32 protein-coding genes are annotated in these 18,702 nt (G+C 57.1%); 24 read left to right on the top strand and 8 right to left on the bottom strand.

The annotated features are described in order from the left end of the window. The 17 genes from HME9302_RS13185 to HME9302_RS00080 form a co-directional block, all read left to right on the top strand. Window positions 1-182 (top strand): hypothetical protein (locus HME9302_RS13185; RefSeq protein ID WP_230079793.1); only part of this gene is annotated, 182 nt, incomplete at its 5' end. Window positions 183-757: 575 nt separating this feature from the next. Continuing rightward, a complete protein-coding gene (locus tag HME9302_RS13190; RefSeq protein WP_181815623.1) occupies window positions 758-898 on the top strand; it encodes a hypothetical protein in 141 nt (46 codons plus the stop codon). A gap of 190 nt (window positions 899-1,088) precedes the next feature. Then, on the top strand, window positions 1,089-1,403 hold the full coding sequence (locus HME9302_RS00010) for a phage tail terminator-like protein (RefSeq protein WP_147270723.1): 315 nt from the start codon (window positions 1,089-1,091) through the stop codon (window positions 1,401-1,403). 120 nt (window positions 1,404-1,523) lie between these two features. Further along, the gene (locus HME9302_RS00015) at window positions 1,524-2,045 is read left to right on the top strand and encodes a hypothetical protein (protein WP_115365300.1); all 522 of its coding nucleotides are present in this window, start codon (window positions 1,524-1,526) and stop codon (window positions 2,043-2,045) included. A gap of 953 nt (window positions 2,046-2,998) precedes the next feature. Then, window positions 2,999-3,595, top strand: coding sequence for a hypothetical protein (locus tag HME9302_RS00020; RefSeq protein ID WP_115365301.1), 597 nt, complete (start codon window positions 2,999-3,001; stop codon window positions 3,593-3,595). A gap of 230 nt (window positions 3,596-3,825) precedes the next feature. Further along, a complete protein-coding gene (locus tag HME9302_RS00025) occupies window positions 3,826-5,121 on the top strand; it encodes a hypothetical protein (protein WP_115365302.1) in 1,296 nt (431 codons plus the stop codon). 151 nt (window positions 5,122-5,272) lie between these two features. Then, window positions 5,273-5,857: a hypothetical protein gene (locus tag HME9302_RS00030; protein ID WP_115365303.1), complete on the top strand. Its 585-nt coding sequence runs from the start codon at window positions 5,273-5,275 to the stop codon at window positions 5,855-5,857. After that, entirely contained in the window at window positions 5,854-6,201 is a 348-nt protein-coding gene (locus HME9302_RS00035; protein WP_115365304.1) for a hypothetical protein, read from the top strand. Before HME9302_RS00030 ends, HME9302_RS00035 begins: the two co-directional genes overlap by 4 nt. Before the next feature lie 23 nt (window positions 6,202-6,224). Continuing rightward, window positions 6,225-6,461, top strand: coding sequence for a hypothetical protein (locus HME9302_RS00040; protein ID WP_115365305.1), 237 nt, complete (start codon window positions 6,225-6,227; stop codon window positions 6,459-6,461). Continuing rightward, window positions 6,461-6,643: a hypothetical protein gene (locus HME9302_RS00045; RefSeq protein WP_115365306.1), complete on the top strand. Its 183-nt coding sequence runs from the start codon at window positions 6,461-6,463 to the stop codon at window positions 6,641-6,643. The genes HME9302_RS00040 and HME9302_RS00045 overlap by 1 nt, the downstream gene beginning before the upstream one ends. Continuing rightward, window positions 6,610-6,786: a DUF6950 family protein gene (locus HME9302_RS13595; protein WP_407641298.1), complete on the top strand. Its 177-nt coding sequence runs from the start codon at window positions 6,610-6,612 to the stop codon at window positions 6,784-6,786. The genes HME9302_RS00045 and HME9302_RS13595 overlap by 34 nt, the downstream gene beginning before the upstream one ends. A gap of 86 nt (window positions 6,787-6,872) precedes the next feature. Further along, a complete protein-coding gene (locus tag HME9302_RS00050) occupies window positions 6,873-7,121 on the top strand; it encodes a hypothetical protein (protein ID WP_115365307.1) in 249 nt (82 codons plus the stop codon). A gap of 27 nt (window positions 7,122-7,148) precedes the next feature. After that, window positions 7,149-8,024 (top strand): hypothetical protein, encoded by an 876-nt coding sequence (locus tag HME9302_RS00055; RefSeq protein ID WP_147270725.1) that lies wholly within the window; start codon window positions 7,149-7,151, stop codon window positions 8,022-8,024. A 475-nt stretch (window positions 8,025-8,499) separates the two neighbouring features. Then, window positions 8,500-8,712, top strand: a complete 213-nt coding sequence (locus HME9302_RS13070; protein WP_147270726.1) for a hypothetical protein — start codon at window positions 8,500-8,502, stop codon at window positions 8,710-8,712. 16 nt (window positions 8,713-8,728) lie between these two features. Further along, window positions 8,729-9,124, top strand: a complete 396-nt coding sequence (locus tag HME9302_RS00065; RefSeq protein ID WP_115365310.1) for a hypothetical protein — start codon at window positions 8,729-8,731, stop codon at window positions 9,122-9,124. Beyond that, the gene (locus tag HME9302_RS00070; RefSeq protein WP_115365311.1) at window positions 9,124-10,170 is read left to right on the top strand and encodes a hypothetical protein; all 1,047 of its coding nucleotides are present in this window, start codon (window positions 9,124-9,126) and stop codon (window positions 10,168-10,170) included. The genes HME9302_RS00065 and HME9302_RS00070 overlap by 1 nt, the downstream gene beginning before the upstream one ends. A gap of 381 nt (window positions 10,171-10,551) precedes the next feature. Beyond that, entirely contained in the window at window positions 10,552-10,902 is a 351-nt protein-coding gene (locus HME9302_RS00080) for a hypothetical protein (protein ID WP_115365313.1), read from the top strand. Window positions 10,903-10,907: 5 nt separating this feature from the next. Here HME9302_RS00080 and HME9302_RS00085 read toward each other — a convergent pair whose 3' ends face one another. Then, window positions 10,908-11,099 carry a hypothetical protein gene (locus tag HME9302_RS00085; RefSeq protein WP_115365314.1) on the bottom strand — a complete coding sequence of 64 codons (192 nt, stop codon included), beginning with the start codon at window positions 11,097-11,099 and terminating at the stop codon, window positions 10,908-10,910. Between the two features lie 95 nt (window positions 11,100-11,194). Between HME9302_RS00085 and HME9302_RS13460 the strand changes: the two genes are divergently transcribed. Genes HME9302_RS13460 through HME9302_RS00115 form a run of 7 tightly spaced genes read left to right on the top strand, consistent with a single transcriptional unit; the run spans window position 11,195 to window position 13,293 of the window. Then, window positions 11,195-11,317 (top strand): hypothetical protein, encoded by a 123-nt coding sequence (locus HME9302_RS13460; protein WP_268243466.1) that lies wholly within the window; start codon window positions 11,195-11,197, stop codon window positions 11,315-11,317. Next, window positions 11,317-11,568, top strand: coding sequence for a hypothetical protein (locus HME9302_RS00090; protein WP_115365315.1), 252 nt, complete (start codon window positions 11,317-11,319; stop codon window positions 11,566-11,568). The genes HME9302_RS13460 and HME9302_RS00090 overlap by 1 nt, the downstream gene beginning before the upstream one ends. Then, entirely contained in the window at window positions 11,561-11,743 is a 183-nt protein-coding gene (locus tag HME9302_RS00095) for a hypothetical protein (RefSeq protein ID WP_115365316.1), read from the top strand. The genes HME9302_RS00090 and HME9302_RS00095 overlap by 8 nt, the downstream gene beginning before the upstream one ends. Then, a complete protein-coding gene (locus HME9302_RS00100; RefSeq protein ID WP_115365317.1) occupies window positions 11,740-12,123 on the top strand; it encodes a hypothetical protein in 384 nt (127 codons plus the stop codon). Before HME9302_RS00095 ends, HME9302_RS00100 begins: the two co-directional genes overlap by 4 nt. A 54-nt stretch (window positions 12,124-12,177) precedes the next feature. Continuing rightward, window positions 12,178-12,807, top strand: a complete 630-nt coding sequence (locus HME9302_RS00105; RefSeq protein ID WP_230079794.1) for a glycoside hydrolase family protein — start codon at window positions 12,178-12,180, stop codon at window positions 12,805-12,807. A 19-nt stretch (window positions 12,808-12,826) separates the two neighbouring features. Further along, on the top strand, window positions 12,827-13,060 hold the full coding sequence (locus tag HME9302_RS00110; RefSeq protein ID WP_115365318.1) for a hypothetical protein: 234 nt from the start codon (window positions 12,827-12,829) through the stop codon (window positions 13,058-13,060). Then, window positions 13,060-13,293: a hypothetical protein gene (locus HME9302_RS00115; protein WP_115365319.1), complete on the top strand. Its 234-nt coding sequence runs from the start codon at window positions 13,060-13,062 to the stop codon at window positions 13,291-13,293. Before HME9302_RS00110 ends, HME9302_RS00115 begins: the two co-directional genes overlap by 1 nt. Window positions 13,294-13,382: 89 nt before the next feature. On the opposite strand, the gene HME9302_RS00120 is transcribed toward HME9302_RS00115, so the two are convergent. The 7 genes from HME9302_RS00120 to HME9302_RS13365 form a co-directional block, all read right to left on the bottom strand. Next, window positions 13,383-13,721 (bottom strand): hypothetical protein, encoded by a 339-nt coding sequence (locus tag HME9302_RS00120; RefSeq protein ID WP_115365320.1) that lies wholly within the window; start codon window positions 13,719-13,721, stop codon window positions 13,383-13,385. 1,092 nt (window positions 13,722-14,813) lie between these two features. Continuing rightward, window positions 14,814-15,167, bottom strand: a complete 354-nt coding sequence (locus tag HME9302_RS00130) for a thermonuclease family protein (RefSeq protein ID WP_115365322.1) — start codon at window positions 15,165-15,167, stop codon at window positions 14,814-14,816. Further along, the gene (locus tag HME9302_RS00135) at window positions 15,164-15,355 is read right to left on the bottom strand and encodes a hypothetical protein (RefSeq protein WP_115365323.1); all 192 of its coding nucleotides are present in this window, start codon (window positions 15,353-15,355) and stop codon (window positions 15,164-15,166) included. Before HME9302_RS00135 ends, HME9302_RS00130 begins: the two co-directional genes overlap by 4 nt. A 427-nt stretch (window positions 15,356-15,782) precedes the next feature. Continuing rightward, window positions 15,783-16,217, bottom strand: a complete 435-nt coding sequence (locus tag HME9302_RS13600; protein ID WP_407641299.1) for a DUF4326 domain-containing protein — start codon at window positions 16,215-16,217, stop codon at window positions 15,783-15,785. A 144-nt stretch (window positions 16,218-16,361) separates the two neighbouring features. Further along, window positions 16,362-17,417 (bottom strand): tyrosine-type recombinase/integrase, encoded by a 1,056-nt coding sequence (locus HME9302_RS00155; protein ID WP_115365326.1) that lies wholly within the window; start codon window positions 17,415-17,417, stop codon window positions 16,362-16,364. Then, the gene (locus tag HME9302_RS13075; RefSeq protein WP_147270727.1) at window positions 17,401-17,634 is read right to left on the bottom strand and encodes a hypothetical protein; all 234 of its coding nucleotides are present in this window, start codon (window positions 17,632-17,634) and stop codon (window positions 17,401-17,403) included. The genes HME9302_RS00155 and HME9302_RS13075 overlap by 17 nt, the downstream gene beginning before the upstream one ends. Window positions 17,635-18,238: 604 nt before the next feature. Further along, window positions 18,239-18,702, bottom strand: a 464-nt coding sequence (locus HME9302_RS13365) for a hypothetical protein (protein WP_230079796.1), incomplete at its 5' end; no start/stop codon positions are given.

The following is an 18,702-nucleotide window of genomic DNA, read 5'->3' on the forward strand; positions in this document are numbered from 1 at the left end:
TGGCGAATGCGCGGCAGGAACTAGAGGAACTGAATGGGGAATATTTCACCCGCAAGCTTCGCGACAAGCGGTTCGACGGAATTGTCCGCAAAGCCATCGCGACAGGCAAGCCGCTATCCGTGGCCGACGTCGAACGCATCGCTGGCCGATATATACGACCGAATGCTGAAGCATCGGGCTGATACGATAGCGCGGACGGAAAGCATTACGGCACTACGCGCTGGGCGGCGCGAAGGAATGCTGCAAGGTATCGAAGCCGGGGCCATTCGGGCCGATCGGGTGAAGCGGATATGGGACAGCAGTGGCGATAATCGCGTTCGCGCGCCGATCATCGGGCGATGGACGGGCGGGAGGTGGACGGCATGGATACACCATACACCCTCCCTGACGGGAGCCGAATGTTGTTCCCAGGAGACGCCTCATTGGGAGCTCCAGCCAGTCAGACGGTGGCCTGTCGGTGCTATGAGGTGTTGGAGATAGATTGGCTCACGCCGTGAGGATCAGAATATGATTTATGTGACTACACGAGATATTGTCATCGCGGCGGGAACGGCACTCCAAAGCGCCGCCTGTCGCTAGCACGCGCTGGGGTAAGGATTACAAAGCCGTCATAGCTGACGGCCGCGACAACACGGTCTATTTCACTGCCGATGTCCATGAAGCATGGCGAGCGGGCTATGCGCAAAGCTGATTAGGTGAACGACAACCGTAAGTCGTCGCTGACGTTGCCGCATTCGCAGACAAGACCGCAGATCAAATGCTGCGGGTCGCCAAGCAATCAATTCAGGACGTGGTGAAGCAAGCGCAAACGCCGGTCGGCAAGGGTGGCGATATGCCGGTCGATAAGGGCTTTCTCCGCAACAGCCTTGTAACCAGTTCGCGGTTCAACCGCCGGTGAAGGCGCAAGCAGCTTTGTTTTGGGTTTTGTCGTCCATGGAATTGGGCGATCCTTTCAGCGTGGCATGGACTGCCGACTATGCGATCCCTCGGCACTACGCTGTCGGTGTAGGCCAAGGCGGGGGATTGTGGCGCGATAAGGCAGCACAGCGGTGGCCTGGTTACGTGGCGAAGAATGCAAGGATGGTCCGATGAATGCAATCGAAAAGGCCATCGGACAACACCTCGCTGGAATGACCAACTGCCCACCGATCGCATGGCCTAACAAGGACTTCACGCCGAACGGGACTTACATCGAGTTTCGCCATGCTCCGAACGAACGCAGGGACGATACCATAGACGCCGCAGGAGCCTATCAGATTGGGCTGGTGCTGCTGACAGTCGTATCGGCCAAGGACGTATTTACCACTGCCGCGAACGACACTGCAGCGCGATTATGGACCGCTTTCCCAAAGGTCTGCGACTTACGCAGGCGGAGAAACCGTCTTGATCTACGATCCAGTTAGCCCGGCACGGGTTTTCCCGATGGCGCTTATTGGCGGCAACCTCTGACCGTTCCGTATCTGACCGAGGACTAACCATGAAGTCAAGATGAAGAACAAGCGTTTCCCTCACGGGGAACGAACGTGAAGTTGCGTGAAGTTTCGACTTGGGAAGCCGCCGGATGGGTAGCTGTTCCCGATACCAAACCCTCCAAGAAAAAGGTGACGACAAATGACCGGCTGCATATCGGAAAGACCATTTACGTATCTGGTGCAGCACCAGCGACCAACGACGCGGCAGGCTTTGCTGGCCTTGCTTGGACGAAGGTTGAAGGTGTCCAGACACTCCCTCAGCTAGGTGTAAGCCACTCGAATATCGACGTTTCCGATCTGGAAACCGGCTTTGCAAAAGGCATCAAAGGTGAAGGTTCCGGCAACGACAGCACGGCATCCTTCCGTAATGTCGAAGGTGACGCCAGGCAGGAATTGGTGCGGACACTGGCAAATGCGGGCGGTGATGAAGGTGTTGCTTCCATCCGTATTGTGAAGGGCAGGGACCGGGATCAAGCGCCCGCCACCGGCGATCCCGTGGAGTACGCTCATGGTTATCTGCACAGCTTCATTCGCAACCAGGGCGACAGCACGACATATGAAGGTTCAGTGTGAACTTCAAGCAGAACGCGCTGCCTGTCGATGCGACGGAGGCATAAGGTATGGATTCGACACCCTTGACCTTCGCAATGCCGAAGATGAGGAGTATTGGCTGCATCTGAGGCACGGCGAAACCAAACTGTATGCCGATATGGATAAGCAGGAAGGTCCGTGCCGTGTGCGCGTGGCCTCTCCCGCAGTAACGGTGTCGAGCCTGTCATGAAGTCTGTGCAGCGGTCTATCGGCCGGCAGGCTGCGCTATCCGATCAGCTTGCAAACCGCGGTGAACCGGAACAGCGAAGGACCGCCGAAAGCGCCTCGATCAGCCGAGAACGACCAGAAGGCGGTTCAGACCTTTCCAACACGGTCATTCTCGATTGGGAAAACATGAGAAGGCGGAAAAAAGCTGACGTTTTCGAAAGAGGCGTTGGCGGACATGACCGAACCGAAGGCCCGCTTTCTCGTCTGGTAATGACCATCGTTGAAGATATGGGAAAACTGCACGACCCTTTACGAACCCGACGGAGGCTCTGACTTTCGCGGAACAATCAGGGTGGCTTTGGCCAAACCTGAGGGCTGCCCTGAAAGTCGAACGGAGATATTCGGCCACGCTTGCCTGATTTGCCTCCCGGTGAAGCCTGCCAGATCATTGGCGCGAAGTGGGTTACGCCATGCGATCGCCAACCGGCGATGTGCAGCCGTTCACATGGTCTGAAATTGACGCTTACAGCCGGACGGCCGGGCGAACCTTACTGCGTTCGAAGCCCGATGCCTGATGGATATGAGCCGGGCTTACGTTCGCGGCATAACTGATACCCGTCCCCTTAGCATAAACGATGGAGCGCGATTATGACTGACTTCGCGAAGCTGGTTCTTGATGCTGATACAAGGGTCTAAAGAACGCCGAAAAGGATCTGGACAGCGTATCTCGCAAGGCGGGAACTGTCGCGTCCGAAGTAGGCACAAAAATGCAGTCGATGGGCAAGAAATTGACCGTCGGCGTGACTGCTCCGCTAGCCCTGTTCGGGAAGGCTTCAATCGACGCGGCGGCGGATGCGGTCGAGCTGCAAGGCATGTTCGACACGACCTTCGATGACATGTCGAAATCAATGAACCGGTGGGCCGAAACAACCGGAAACGCATTGGGGCGGTCTACGCAGGAACTACAGCAAGCGTCTGCGGTGTTCCAAGGATTTTTCAAAGACAGTTTCGACCCGAAACAAGCGGCGGAAATGTCCAAGACATTCACGGTCCTTGCCCAGGATGTAGCAAGCTTCAAGAACCTGTCGAACGATGTTGCCCAACAAAAGATATTTAGCGCGCTAACGGGCGAAACCGAAGGCCTGAAAGCTCTTGGTGTGGTTATCAATGACAATGTGATGAAGCAGAAGGCCATGGAAATGGGCCTCGGCAACAGCACGGCCAAGCTGACCGAACAGCAAAAGGTTCTGATCCGCGCGACCTTGCTGCAGGAGAAATCGCAGACGCATCGGGGGACGTTATCCGTACCCAAAGCAGTACGGCCAACCAGATCAAGCGGGCTGAAGCTGCGTGGGAAGAATTAAAGGTCACATTCGGCGACAAGCTTCTCCCAGTTATTACACCCCTTGATTAGCGGCCTTGCCGGATTGCTGGACAAGTTTTCGAAACTGCCGTCGGGTGTACAGACTGCGATTGTGGCTGTTGCTGGGTTTGCAGCCGCTCTTGGGCCTATCCTCATGATTGTCGGGCCAATAGTTAAAGCCATGGCTCCATTCCTAGGAACCTTGAAGCTATCGGGGCGACACAGGGTGGATTGGTCGCGGCCAAAGCAGGCGTAGCTGGCATCGCCAGTGCATTCGGACCGCTCGTTATTGCCGCCGGTGCTGCGTATCTGATCTGGAAAAACTGGGACGACATAGCGCCGCGCCTACAGCCGATAATCGACCAGCTTATGGCGGTTGGCGAGGGGTTGGGGATCGTAGAGGGTAAGGCCGGCCGAACGTCCGAAGAACTGGCGAAGAACGAAGGCTGGCGAACTCTAGGCGAGGGGTTGCGGGGCGCATCGGACGGCCTGCAAAGGCTGGCTGACGACTTCGACAAGATGAATGAGCGTAATGCTGCATCAGCACGTGCGCGCAATGAAAGTATTATCGACGGGTTTGTTTCACTCACCGAAAAAATGAACGGTATTGCAGGGAACATAAAGGCCGTTCTTGCAGGTCTGGCGACGTCGGCGGTCGCATCGATGAATAAGATGGTGGATGGCATTCAAAGCGCGGTCACGAGCCGTTTGAATGCGGTATGGCAAGGCGCGCTGGAAAAGATCGAGACAGTTCGCGCGGCGTTTTTCAACCTTTGGGACAAGGTGACACGCCGGTCTTACATTCCCGACATGGTGAATGACATTGCTGCCGAAATGGCTCGTTTGGGCAGCGTAATGGTGAACCCTGCTACACAGGCAGCCCGCACTACTACCCAAGTCATGCGGGATATGGCGAGCGACGTAAGCGGCATCCTAGACCGGCTGTTTCCTGAAATTCGCAAGGCCATGACGTTTCGCAGCGAAATGGCCTTGCTGGAAGCGTCCAACCTTGCTCCGCAAGCGAAAGAGGAAGCGCAATATCGCCTGCGGAAAGAAAACCTCGGCCTGAACAGCAAGGTTGGGTATTCGTTTGATCTGCCCAGTGGCGGACCCAAAGCATTGTCGCTTGAGGAAATGGGAGCAGGTCTCGCTAAGGGTAAAAAAGCCCTCCTAGCGTTCGGAGATACAGCCCGCGTCCAGACGGTTCGCGTAGGCCAATCGTTCAAAGATATGGCTGACAGCACCATGAGTGCGCTTCAGAACATGTTGGGCGCGATCAAAGGGGGCGGTTTTCTCGACATATTGGGTGCGGCGGTCGGTTTGTTCACGCAGCTTGGCAGCACCGGGCTATTCGGAAAGGGATTGGCTGCCAACCTCAACAAAGTCCCGGCTTATGCTGGGGGAACAGACTTCCATCCCGGCGGTCTCGCGATGGTCGGGGAGCGGGGTCCTGAATTGGTGAATATGCCGCGCGAACGACTGTTACGCCCAATAGCCAACTACAGAACGCCGCCAACTCCAATCTGAAGATCGAAGTCTTTGCCAATAATAACGGTTTTGGCGCGATGGTGCGCGATACGGCAGGAAGTGTCGTGGCAGAGGCTTCACCCGGTATCGCCGGAGCGGGCGCACAGATAGCAGGCGCACAAGCGTCACAACAGCGTTCGAGGCGTCTGCGATGATCGAACTGCCTGCCACACCGGCACCGAACGGCATTAGCCCTACTTTGCTGGATTATGGGTTCACGCAGCGCGGGGCTTCGTCGCTTAGGGTGGACCGCGCAGGTAGTCGCTACAGGTTCGAGGTTTCCTATCCGCCCATGCCAGCGGACCGGGCGCGTGAGTTTACAAGCCGATTGCAGCGGGCGAAGTCGGAAGGCTTGCAGATCGACATTCCGCTGCTGGGAGTGTCGCAAGGCCTACCGGGTGCGCCGGTCGTCAATGGCGCGGGACAAGCGGGTAAGGTGCTGGCTCTGCGCGGGCTGACACCGGGTTACATCGCCAAGTCCGGGTTCTGGCTGACTGTCGTTGAAGCCGATGGCACGGCGTATCTTCATTCGGTTGCCCAAACTGCGGTTGCTGATGCCATCGGCCTTGCTTCGGTCGATATTGTGCCACCTTTGCGTGCTCCGTTTGCTGATGGTGACCGCGTGGAGCTGGCGCGGCCCTTCGTGCAAGGTTTTCTGGATGGCGATGAGTGGGGCTGGGCTGTTCCAATTAATCGCTTAATTGCTGTCGGCTTCATGCTGGAAGAATTCAAGTGAGGCAAATTGGCCTTACCGGGCTTTTGCGAATTGAACTGCCGGAGCAAACGATACGTCTGTGCGATGGGGGGTTTTTCCAGTTTGAAGGCGAGATATACCAGAGCGCGGACGACACCTTTGGTACGATCGGCGGGGTGCAGTCTTTAAGCGAAGGGGTTGGCGATAGCGTTCCTGCCCTGAACCTGTCGCTGTTGCCGTCCAATGATGCCCCGCCGGGTGTGCTGTCGAAGCCGGGTTATCAGACCTCGCGCGTGCGATTCTGGCTGGCTGAATACGATGTGCAGACCGGGGCCATAACCAGCGCCGATGTGCAGTTTGACGGCAGGTCGACCAAACCGTTCTGAGTATCGCCACCGGCAGCCGCGAGGTGGCCGTATCAATTGTCAGTCTGGCCGAACGGTTGTTCGAGGGAAATATCGGGAACACGCTGAACCCGTCCTGGCACAAGAGCATTCACCCCGGCGAAACGGGACACGACAACGCAACCGGCCTGTCGCGGCAAGTGGCATGGGGCATTGAAAGCCCCGGCAGCGGTGGAATGGGCAAGGGCCGCAAGGATGGCGGCGGATCGACGCAGCCAAGCCGGAACGTCCGGATATACTGATGGAACTGGAACGCCGCCGGGTCGCAACCGAAAAGACGCTGACCCGGTATCGCGGGAAAGCGTTCGACTGGAAAACAGGCGTAACCTGCGTTCACCTCGCCCGCGTGCACCTGAAGAATATGGGACACAAGCCGCAGACGATGCCCGCGTGCGAAGTGCGCTGGCGGCAAAGCGCGCATTGAAAGATAACGGGTGGGACAGTGTACAAGCGATGCTGGACACCATGCTGCCTCGCATCGCGCCTGCGCAAATGCTGCTGGGCGATCTGGCGGTGCTGCGAGGGGATTCCGGACTGGACGCGGTGTTATCTGTGCCGGACCTTTGAAGGTGTTCGGGTGGCGTGAGGATGCGCCCGAACTCGTCGTTCTGGACATCGACCTTACCGAAATATCGGCAGCGTGGAGGGTTTGAATGGCAAAAGCCCTTAAGGTTGTCGGCAAGATTGCGGGTGCGGTCGCTCTGGTCGCTTCGGTTGTTCCGGGTGGGCAGGTTGTCGCCGGGATAGCGGGTCTGGTTTCCACCGCTGCGAACATGGGTGCGCAGGCCCTTCAAAAGCCACCACCAGCTCGCGGATCGGTTTCCAGCCTCGTTATTCAAGCGGATGCACCTCAGCCTTATGCCATGGGCGAGGGCTATTTTGCAGGCATCCCTGCGTCATGATGTAGGCTACGGGCCGACGCTCAGAAGGTGCCTAATCCTTATCGCTGGATGCCGGTGGTCTATTCAGGCGGCGGGCCGGTCGAAAGCATTGAACCGCGCATCGATTTTGCATCCATCGGCGGATATTACAGTGGGTTCCTGCATACCGATACGCAGCTTGGAACAGTGCCGGAAGCCGACGCGCTGGTGCCGGAATTTGGAGCCGCGCCGGGGTGGAACGCATCCAGCAAGCTATCAGGGCATGCCGCAATTGGCTGGAACCTTAAGTTTGACAAGGACGGCAAGGTTTTTGCAGGCGGCGTGCCGTTGCTGGCTGCCGAAGGCAAATGGGTCAAAGTCTATGATCCGCGCAAGGACGATACGCAGCCCGGCGGTGTAGGCGCGCATCGCCTTGGCACGGAAGCCACTTACGAATGGAGTGAAAACCCCGCGCTGCACGCCGGCACCTACGCCTATGGGCGGTATCAGAACGGCAAGCGCACCTTTGGTATGGCCTTCCTGCCGATGGCATTGACTGGGCCGTTATCTCGGCTTGGGCGAATGTCTGCGATGCGAACGGATGGACGATTTTTGGCGTCGTTTACGAACCGGGCGATCGCTGGGCTAACCTTGAGGACATTTGCGTTGCGGGCGGTGCGGAGCCGGTGGTCGGCGGGAAAACTGTCGTTCCGTTATTCTGCTCCCGTAGTCGCGCTGGACACCATCACGGTGAACGACCTGACTGAGGACCGGCAGGACGTAACGGGAATGCAAAGTTTCCGCGACCGCCTGAACACTGTCGTTCCGAAGTATCGCAGCCCCTTGCATGACTGGGAATTGATCGACGCCAGTCCGGTGGCGGTTTCTACATTGTTGCCGAGGATGGCGAGGAAAAGCGCGAAGTCTGGCCGTTTAACTTCGTGAAGAACCCTTCGCAGGCCGCGCAGCTTGCCACCTACCGCGTATGGGATAGCCGCGAACTGGCACCGATCACACTGACCTGCCAACCGCGCCTGCGTCATTATCGGCCGGGCGAATGTCTTGCGATCGATGTTCCGGAACTTGGGCTGGACACAAACGCAATTATCCTGCGCCGCCAACTTGACCCGGTTTCAATGAAGGTCACGCTGACACTGGTGGGCGAGACGATGCGAAGCACGCCTTTGCGCTTGGACAGACGGCCACGCCGCCACCTACGCCTTATCTCGGCCAGACTGCTGAGGAACGCGACCGCACCGCCGCTGCTGCCCGTGCGGAAGAACGTTCGGCCCTCAAAATTGTAACGCGCGATATTCGGTTCCCGGTCACAAGTGACGATACCAGCATTACCATCGAGACGTTTGAAGCAGTGTTGGACGATAGCCGGAAAATTACTCTCCCAGCGGGCAGCGTAACTGGCTTGCCGACAGCGACAACATTCGCCGTTCTCTACAGTTTGACGGACGAAAATTATATTGCTGTGCCGCTGCCTGCAATCGACGAACTGCAAAACAGCGACAACGTTTTCATATCCTGGAACGCCACGTCGAACCCGGATGGAACCTACACGCCGCCACCGACCGCACCGCCGGGGCATGAGGGTGGCGGCGACCCGAATTACAACACCCCCTAACTGAAAGACCATTCCCATGGATTTTGAGCCGGTCGAAAGCCCGCCCCTTCGTGCTGGGCGCTTCGTTCCTTTCTTTCTCACATTGGTGGTGCCGTTGGATCTGACGAACGCGGACTTTGCCATGCAGGTGAGGGACCGCTGGAACGGCGGCGCAATCCGGGCTGATCTGGTGACCCAAACCACATTGTCTGCGGAAGGCATTAAGCTGGAAAGCGTCGATACGACCGGCGAGTTTCCCGAAAGCACGCTGAAAATTCGCATTAACGAAACGACCATGGAAGCAATGCCGAAAAACGACAGCGACCCGGACGCGGACGTTACGCTGGTTTTTGATTTTCACCTCATCACAGACAACACGCCCGCCGTTCTGCTGCGCGGTCCATTTATCGTCACCGCAGGGAGCACAGAATAATGCAAACGATTGTCCTTAAGCTGGTCGAGGGTGGAACGCGTCTGGTGCTGGGCGAAAGCACCTCACTAGCGAAGGCTGCTGCTGCGGCGGCGCAGGATGCCTCTACGATTGCCCAAAGCGAGGCGGATAAAATTGTTGCCCTCGGCTCCGACGACAACACGAACCAATACTTCGATGGCATGTCTTTTGTGGACGGCGTCACTTTCGGCGCAAGTGGCCCTGAGCGCACCGCAAACGCAGCGTTCTATATTGCCGAAAACATCAATGTTGAGGGTGGCGGGGTCCAGTACTCAATCACACCTGCGGCATCAGGCCGGTATCTGGTGTTTTACGATAAAGACGGCGCGTATCTCGGCACCATTCTGCATCCAGCCAACACGACGCAGTTCAATACCCTGTCGAACCCCGCCGCAGTAGCGATGGAGGTATCTGGGCGAACAGCGCAAGTTGCCCCTTCTGCGCTAACCATTTCCAAAGGGGCAACGCTGTTTCCCAACGATACTTTCAATGGTGACGTTTATCTGCGTCGCCAAAATCTGTCGAAGCCCGGTGGCGCACTGGGGCTGGACAGCGACGATAAGTTCGACCCGGTCCACCTTCGCACAACCGATGGCAAGAATCTGCACCGTCCCGGAAACGTCGAGGATAACCGAGCGCTGCTACAAGATGCGGGCGGCACGTCTGAGCTATCGGCTTTCGCAACCACGAATTTCGTTCAACTTATCCCCGGTGAGCGGTATTCGTTCAGCACGCCCTCCTCTCCGAAGCGGGTGAGTTTCCACTCCGCTGCGGACGATACAGCATTTGTGTCGCAGGCTACATCAAGCGGTGACTTTACCGTTCCGGCCGGCGCACCTTGGGTTCGCATTAGCTTCCGCAAAACCGATACTCCCATCGGATCGTTCCAGATTGTGCTAGGCGACCTTCCAGCACAGCCGACGAATTACGCTGGCGACGAGCCTATCCAGAAAAGCAGCTCGGCACCGAAGTCGCGCCGCTGGTGGATGGCAAGGTTCCTGCATCGGTTCTGCCGGTGTCGGGCATAAATGATCCTCTGATCGGGCGGTTCACACGCGCGGCAGGGCTTGGCACCAGCATCCTTTACGGGACCGACCCTTACGCCACCAGCGCGCAGACACAGATCGACAGCTTCGCCACGCAGCTTTGCGCGGACCTCGGCATACATTCGACAATGACGGCATTCCAAGCAGCCGTGTTGCGAACGTTGGGGGCGCGCAAAACCCGATGGTGGACCGCTGGCAAAACCTTGATCCGACCGCCGACTTTTCATCTTCGAAGGCGGTACGAATGATGAGGATGCGCAGCGTATTCTCGGCACCTATCCTGTCGGCACGATAGACGATGCGAAGAACCTGAGCGGTCCGAAGAACACGTTCTATGGCGCGCTTGGTCACATCGCTCGAGGCATGAATAAGCTGGCATTTTACGACAAGCCAATTGCCGAGGCAAAGCGCAGCGTGGTCGCATGGTCCACACCGATCCGCCGTGCGTATGCCGGACCGGAAGGGACGCTGCGCGAAGGGTTGCGGCTCTATGCTGACATAGTTGCGGAGGTCGCTGATCTCTATGGCATTTCATGCTTCTACGCATACGACGATAGCGGGCTCACGCCTGAATATGTCCAGGACACTGCGAACTCGCAGGAGAGCAGCACGGCGCTATTCAATCGTTTCGTGCCGGACTGGACGCATCCCGATGTGAACGGGCATTTTATCTACAAGGAACGCTTCAAGGGCTTCCTGCGCGGGCAAGTGTGATGGCCCTACTTGTCCAATTCCCGAATGATAGCGGTTGCCGCCATTTTGGCGATGCGGCCAATCGTCTCGATGGTGCCTTCGTTGCGGTCGTTATCGGCAGCTTCATCATCGTAAGAGAGATGCCAGCCCAAGTCTCGAATGCCCTGATCGATTGCGTTTTGAGCGCGCGTAATTTTGTCTTCGGTGTTGTCAGCCATTATTCTGCCCCCGGCGTTTTGCGAGAAAATTCAGACCGCTACAGTAACGTGATTGTGCGCTCTGGCGCAAGCTTTGCCGGTAGTCAGGAGGCCGCATGATGGACCCCCTCTGGATCGCCATAGCATTTGCAGGTGCAGTCACGCTGTTGCTGCTGGCTGATGCTGTGTTCGCTGTCCCGTTCATTCGCCGCATTTGGCGCAAGTGGTTCGACCGGTGATGGACGGTCCTGCGGCAACCTTAATCGACAAGGGCGAAGTCGGCATCGCGTTCTACGGGCTGCTGTTCGTGATCGTTGCCCTGATCGGCTTTTGTGGTGTGCTGCTCAAGTCTCTGTCCGGGCGCGACAAGCTGATCAAAGACGCTTTCGCCAGTCTCAGCCAAGTTTCGGAAAAGCAATCGCAGGCCAACCTGTCGGTGGCCGTCGCTCTGTCTCGCATAGAGAGTAAATTGGGCATGGGAAATGATTGACGGGCTGCGGACATGGCTCCGCCTGCAACTGCCTCTGCGTGAACCTCCTGCTGAAATGCAGGCGCTCCTGACACGGTTGGACGAACAAGGGCGCACGGCTGAAGCGCTGTCAAAGCAGGCGCGCGGTGAAGGCGACATACAAAACACGATCGAATTAATTGCGAGGGATATATGAGCGATACGACCATGCATGGTCTGGCAGCCATCACGGCGTTGGGAATGCTGCTTTCGACCGTGCCGCTGGTGTGGAACTACATGCACACCCTACCGCGCTCCGACTGGTTCAAAAGCCAACAATTTCTGTTCGCACTTGGCCTCGCCATGGACAGCATCGGCGTGCTGCTAATTTCGGGCTACCGCGTCATGCAGATATTGCTGGGGTGGGACGGAGGCTTATCCAATCTTTGGACCGGCATTTCGCTCGGCCTTCTCTCCGTCGGCGGGAGCGCAATCATTTATTCCGCCTCGCTGAACGGCAAGCGTTGGAAATGGCGGCTTTACCTTACCGCCATCGCAATTTGGAGCATCGCCGTTGTGATCTGGCCCGATGCCTGACGAAGACTACTGGCCCGATGAAGAAATACCGATGCCAGAACCGGAGGATGAATGATGAGCGATCGCAAGCACGTTTTCGACACTGTGAACCGTTACGCGGACGGTATCTGGAACAAGCCCGGTGCCATCGTCGCGTTTGACGCTGCGCTTGATAAGCTGCTGGGCTTAGAGCCTACACCCGTACCAACGAAACCGGTCAGCGACTTTGATAAGGCTGTAATCGCGCACCTCAGGGACGAGGAGGGGGTTCGTCCAGAAGCCTACCGGGACCACTTGGGCTATTGGACTATCGGGATCGGGCGTTTGATCGATCCTCGCAAGGGCGGGCGTATCACGCCTGAAGAGGATGCGATTTTATTGGCTAATGACCCGTCTCGCCAAGGGAAGTCTTGGCGGCAATATGTCCTGACCGAGCCGGAAATGAACATGCTAAAGCTGAACGACATTGAGCGTTTCGTTTCGGTAATCAGCAAGTGGCCGGCGTGGAAGGCGGTGGGCGATAATATCCCTCGCAAGGTCGCGCTTACATCGATGGCTTTCCAGCTGGGAGCGGATGGGCTGGCGAAGTTCAAGAACAGCCTTCGGATGGTGGAGCAGGGCCGGTTTGCCGATGCGGCCGACAACTTCATGAAAAGCAAATGGGCGCGCCAGACCCGGAACGGGCGGGGCGGGTTACGCAGATGATCCGCACGGGGCTGTTCTCATGACCGCCAAAGAATGGCCTCGTCTGGCCCTCACCGTCTTTATCATGGGCTTGTTTGGATATGCCGCATTCAAGCACTACTCCCCGGCCATCGAACAGACCATCGTGGCAATCTCGATGTTGGCCGTAGGCTATTGGCTGGGGTCGTCCAAAGGATCGTCCGACAAGACCGAAATCATCGGTGCGCGCCCGAATGGAACGCCTGCCGATCCTGTATTTGTGGAGCCGGAATAATGACTGCCGAATTACACAAGTTAGATTGTGAACCGCCTACCGAGGGTATCACAGAACTTCTAGAAGACATGATAGAGCAGAATGAGGCAGGTAAGCTTTCCAGCCTAGCGTTTTCCGTTGTTTATCGCGATGGAACAACAGGCAGCGGACATTCCTTCATGCCATCGGTTTCCACGATGATTGGCGGGGTGGAATTGTTGAAAGAGAAACTCATTCGGCAGGTGTTAGGGTGATGCCCGAACTCGCCAAGCTAGGCGACCGCGCCCTGTCGTTCATTACTGGTGGTTGGAAGTGGTTAGCCGCTATCGTCCTGTGCGCGTCCCTAGCATGGCTTCACGGCTGTTCTACAGGGCAGGACATTGTCGAAGCCCGCATAGCCAAGGCTGAACTGCAGGCTGAACGCAAAGCCCGCGATGATGATGCGAAGGCTGCGGCCCGCCGTGCTGCCGATACCGAACGCCTGAAACGATCCGATAATGCCCGACAGGAGGTAATAGACAATGCTGCCGACGATGAAACTGACGCCCCTGGTGCTGCCCTTGCTTGCGAGCGTTTGCGCGCCGCCGGTATCGACACCCCCGCCGCCTGTCGCTGACGTTGTAGCGGTTACAGAAGCGAAGCCTTTACCATCGGTGGAAGCGGTGACGGATGCGAAGGCCAAGGCCCGCGATGATGCAGCTATCGAGGCATGGGGTGAACGGATACAGGCCGCCGGTGTAAACCTATGCCTGCTGCTAGAAGATAGGTTTGACGTGGATTACGGGTGTGGGGGCCGGTAATCGCTTTCGCGATAAATAACCTGCCAAAGATTCAAACTTTGATGTGTTAAATTCAATGCATGTGCTGGAACGTTCTCGGAACATTCGCTATGCCTGAGCATGTAAAAAGACGCCGCCCGATGGTCCCGGACGACGCCCATGCAGTTCAATAACGAACAGCGTGGAATCCGACAAGCCCGGTTAAGCGAATTGAGCGTTTTTCTCCGGCGGCCATGCGAAAAAGCTGCCTTGGGTATCGGATATCAAGTCGAGTTAATTCCGGCAAAATCCAATCCCGCAAAACGCCTCGCCAGCGTCTAAAATGGCGGATATCGTGGGAGAACACACCCGCTCCCCCTGACGCCTAGCTAGCTGGCCAAGGGATATCTGCACCTTACGTCACCTTTCCCAATACGGGGAGATAATGCGACCTCGGCAGGCAATAGCCATCGGAGGGGACCGCGATTGGCCTACGTCACAGGCAGTGCAGGTAAACACGATAGAGCGCACTAGCGAGGCATCCCGATTCATTCCCTATGGAGTGACCTCAGCGGGTGGACGTGGTGTGCTCTTTCACCGACCGCCATTCTTTTGCCAAGGCAATGAGCCTGCGATCACGGGCCTTCCATCCGCGACGGCTAATACGTTCACGGCGATTACGAGGGGTTATATCGGTTTGCATTCAACCCGATAGGCATGGACGAGGGCCTGTAGGAAACATCGAATCGTTGCACACGTTCCTATTTCGTTCCAACTGGACGTATGGGACGCAAGACACACCGAACCCTTGGCGATCTGGTGCAGGACAGCCGCTGGCTATATGTCCAATGCCGGGAGTGTCACCATTCCGCCAAGCTGGATCCCCGCGAAGTGCAAATGATATGCTACCGGAACAATTACGCGCCGGTGATCGATAGGCTGGCAGGGCAAATGCGGTGCAGCAAGTGCGGTCTAAAGCGGGTGTATCTAGGCCCGTGCTATCCGCCGGGTTTCATCTAGCACCACGTCTCGCGCCGTCCGGTCCATTGGCGGGCATATCCGCCGGACACCATAAGCTTGCCTACATCGCGACCATTCACGGTGAGGTTGGCTAGGGTCCGGTCAAACCGATCCCGCCCGGTGCGCCTGATATGGATAGGCCCCTCGTTCAACAGCGCGACAAGCCTGTGTGTAGCGGCACTGGCGAGCTGCTTTTCCCGTCTGCATCGCGCTCTGGTTTCGGGCGCGTCTATACCGGCGATGCGGATTTTCTCCCGATCGATCCACACTGTGTCGCCATCCACTACGCACGTAACCCGAACAGCAGGCGGGGCTGGGCATAGGGCTATGGCTAGGGCGGTGGTTATCATGGGGCTGCTTCGATCATGGCGGCTAAAATACGCCCAGACCGAGCGCATTTTCCAGCCCTGAATTTCCGTGTTTGTTCGGGCAAGTTTCTCGCCGCCTCGCCGAATGGATCAAGTAGTTTCTGCTCTTCCTTCGCAAGCAATTCCACAGCATCCTTTAAGGCAAAGCATTGGCTCTCTTTCAGTTCCATGTTCTATGCTTTCGGTGGGGGTGGGGGAAGGGGCGACCAGTGTGTCGGGTCTAGGATTGTAGTCGTGTAGCAATCACAGCCCTTCACCCAGCATTCGGGCAATGTCACCAGCCAGGGACCTTCATCATCCTTGTCTATTCCATGAACCTCGCCATCCCATATGCCGCCGATCACCAGCACTTCGCCTTCATCTGGCAACGTCTCAATCGGGTTCCATTCCATAGCTACTGTTCCTTCCTGTGGTGGCCGGATTCAATAGCTTCGGCGATATGACGATCCTGAAGCCCCGCTACTGAATATGCATCGGCGATCGTACTATGGCCTTTTTCCCCGCACACTTCGGATGCATCTAGAAGCGCGTCGGCCCTCGCACGCAGCCACTTCACGACAGCATCACGCTCCCGCTGTTCAGCGGGGGATAGGTCAGTCATAGTGCACCTCCATGTGCTTTGATGGATGGGGTGGGGTTGGCCAGTTCCAGTAGCACATCGGCATGGCAGGGCTGATCGAGGCGGCACCAGCAGGCAAGGTTTTTGCCGCGCAGTTCTTCGACAGGCAGGTTACCGACGATCTCATTATCAAAGCCGCTCACCGCGAAATGCGCAGCCTCAAAGCGGTCCTTGCATTGATGTAAAACGAGACCGCCCCTAATCACCTGGAATCGACGCAGTCGTTCGTTCCATTCCAGCACGAACGGGTTGCCCCACTTATGAGGCCGCGCAACTGAGGCGGTGTTAGGCGGCAACCGCCATCCCTTCTTTCGCGAAAGCTGGACGCGGACAGGTCGAGTATTTATTTGCTTATCAGTCATGCGCGGTCCTTTCGCGTGTGTAGGCCCGGTGTGGAGAGTCCAGTCTCGCATCGGGCCGTTTTGGTTTGAACACCGTCCGCCAAGTCATTGAAGGCAAACGATGCAGTTTTAACATCGCCTGAAACCGTGATTGGCTGTTTTCTGCGTGTCAGCGTATGCATATGCTTAACCGACATTTAATTTGATAGCAAGGATTCATGCGGGTTTCGCCCCCCTGTTTTCAACTCGTTTGAACTTTCGTTCTTTGTTCTCCAGCTTTAAAATGGCCGCATTGCCAAGCTGGCGTTGACTGACCCGGCGCGCATATTTCTCGACCATTCGGAATGATTGGCCGGTAATCGCAGCGACCTCAGCAATCGTGCAGCCGCTTTCCAGCAGAGCGTTCACACTGTTCTTTCGTAGGCCATGCGGCACAAGCTGTTCATCGTGTTCAGCGGCAAAGGCTTTCACCTCTCGGCGAATAACCTGGGGAGTCATGGGTAGCCCGCCATAGGTGGACAGGATCGTCATACCGCGCTTCGGTGTACCATCCAGCAGATCCTTCAGAGACGAATGCAGCGGCACTTCCATGGGCTTGTCCGTCTTTTGCTGCGTGAAATACAGCGCGCCGCCCCGAACGTCGTTCCAGCGGAATCGCACAACATCGCCGATGCGCTGGCCCGTGTAATAGAGCAGCGCGATGGCAAGCCGCGTTCTTTCGTGTTCCGCTTCTAAGCCTGCATACAGGATTGCCTCCGGCCAAGGTTCATGGGAGCCTGTATCGAACTTCGGTATGTCGGCAGAAGGAGAAGGGCGTTCGGTCAGTTCGTTCCGACGGGCAAAGCGATATAGCACGCCGATCAGCGCCAGAAAACCATTCCGGGTGCCGGGTTGGTCGTTCAGCCGGTTGCCTACCACTTCCACGATATGGCTGCGCTTCAGTCCATCGATCGGGAACATGCCGACCTGAACTTTGACGTGCTTGAGAAGGCTCTTGTAAAACCGGCGGGTGCCAAGCTTCAGCTTGTCAAACTCGGGACTGTTCTCGAACTTTTCGGCCAGATCGGCAACGGTGAACGGCTGTTGTGACTTTCGGGTGCGATGCCCCATGAGGGTGGCATAGGTATCTTGAAAGCCGACGCTGGATGGCTTCCCCATGGGCGAATAGATACGCTGTCCAGCTGTGTCCTTCTGCCCAGTATTGAAATAGGCATAGACCTCGCCCTTGGACCGGACGAATTTGACGTAAGGCATTTTAGGCAGCTTGGCCATTGCGCCAGAACTCCTCTTCGTAATCGTCCACTACCTCACCAGCGATACGGGCAAGCGCCTTGTCCAGCGCAGGCCTGAACCAATGGTCGCGTCCGCCAAGTGTTGTAGGCATTGGTAAGCGGCCCGCGCCGACCTCTCCGGTGAATGCGCTAGGCGACAGGTCGCAATACTGCGCCGCCGTGTCCCGCTTCATCATATGAGGCCAGCGTGCAGTCACCTACCCCTCCTGTTCCATGAGGTAGGAGCGGACTTGCTGGCCGAGGGGTGTAAGATTTAGCCAACAGCGCCCAGCGTCAACAAGCCCGCGAGCATACAGCACCCGTTCGGTTTCAGAATAAGTGGTGCAGGCTCGTGCATAAGGTGCAGCACCTTGAGGCCAAGTCATTGCCCGCCGCTGCGCATCACTAAGCTGCGCTGCTATCTCAGCAGGTGTTTTATCGTCCATCGGAAGGATCCCCGGCTTGAGCGCGAAGGGCTGCGGCGCATAGGGCTAGGGCGGGGGTTGCGAACAATTTACCCCAATCGTTCCAATCCGGGTTGTCGGCTGCTCTATGCCTTACCCACACTGTAGAGCGACCATCGTCGTGGGTGTAATGCCATACTCGCAACCCTTCCTGCACCAGTGTCATGGCAGCGTCGAGAGAGTCGGTGTAATAAGGGACGCCGTAGACGCTACATACGTCGTTATCACTTTTGAAAAACATTCCCGGCCTGTATCGGTCGGCTCGATATTGGCCAGTAGCCACAGCAATACCTTTGTTTAGGTTTTCATCCGGCCCTCGGCAGCTTCACACCGCTCCGCCAGTTTCAGCAGTTCTTCCCTATTCATTTGAAGTGTCCTTTGATGGAGTGGGTTGGGCGCATTCGCTTTGCGAACTGGGCTGTGGCCGTTCCGGCTGAACCGCCTGCGGCGTTTCATCGCTTCGCGCGGCCATCCCTTGCGCTGGCCTGGAAACATCGATCGCGAACACAGGCGTGGGCTTCTCACCGAAGTGAGGATGCGTAATCATTTTCTGTTCGAAGCCGCGCCATTCACGCGTCAGCCGGGTTTGGCCTTCGACTCCGCCGCCTTTTGGGTAGCCGCGCGTCAGGACAATTGCGTCAAAGGTCTTACCTACGATCCGGCATCCCCAATGGATGTTCCGAACCCGGTATTCTTCGGTTTTGGAACCATCGCGTATTTGATCGAAATATTCGCCCTTCATCGGCAGCGTCAGGGTGGCCATCACGAACCTCCCGCGATAGCGATGTGATGCTTGCACGAAAACGGCGCAGCCGGTTGAGC

This window comes from Alteripontixanthobacter maritimus (assembly GCF_003340475.1).
GTDB lineage: Bacteria > Pseudomonadota > Alphaproteobacteria > Sphingomonadales > Sphingomonadaceae > Alteripontixanthobacter > Alteripontixanthobacter maritimus.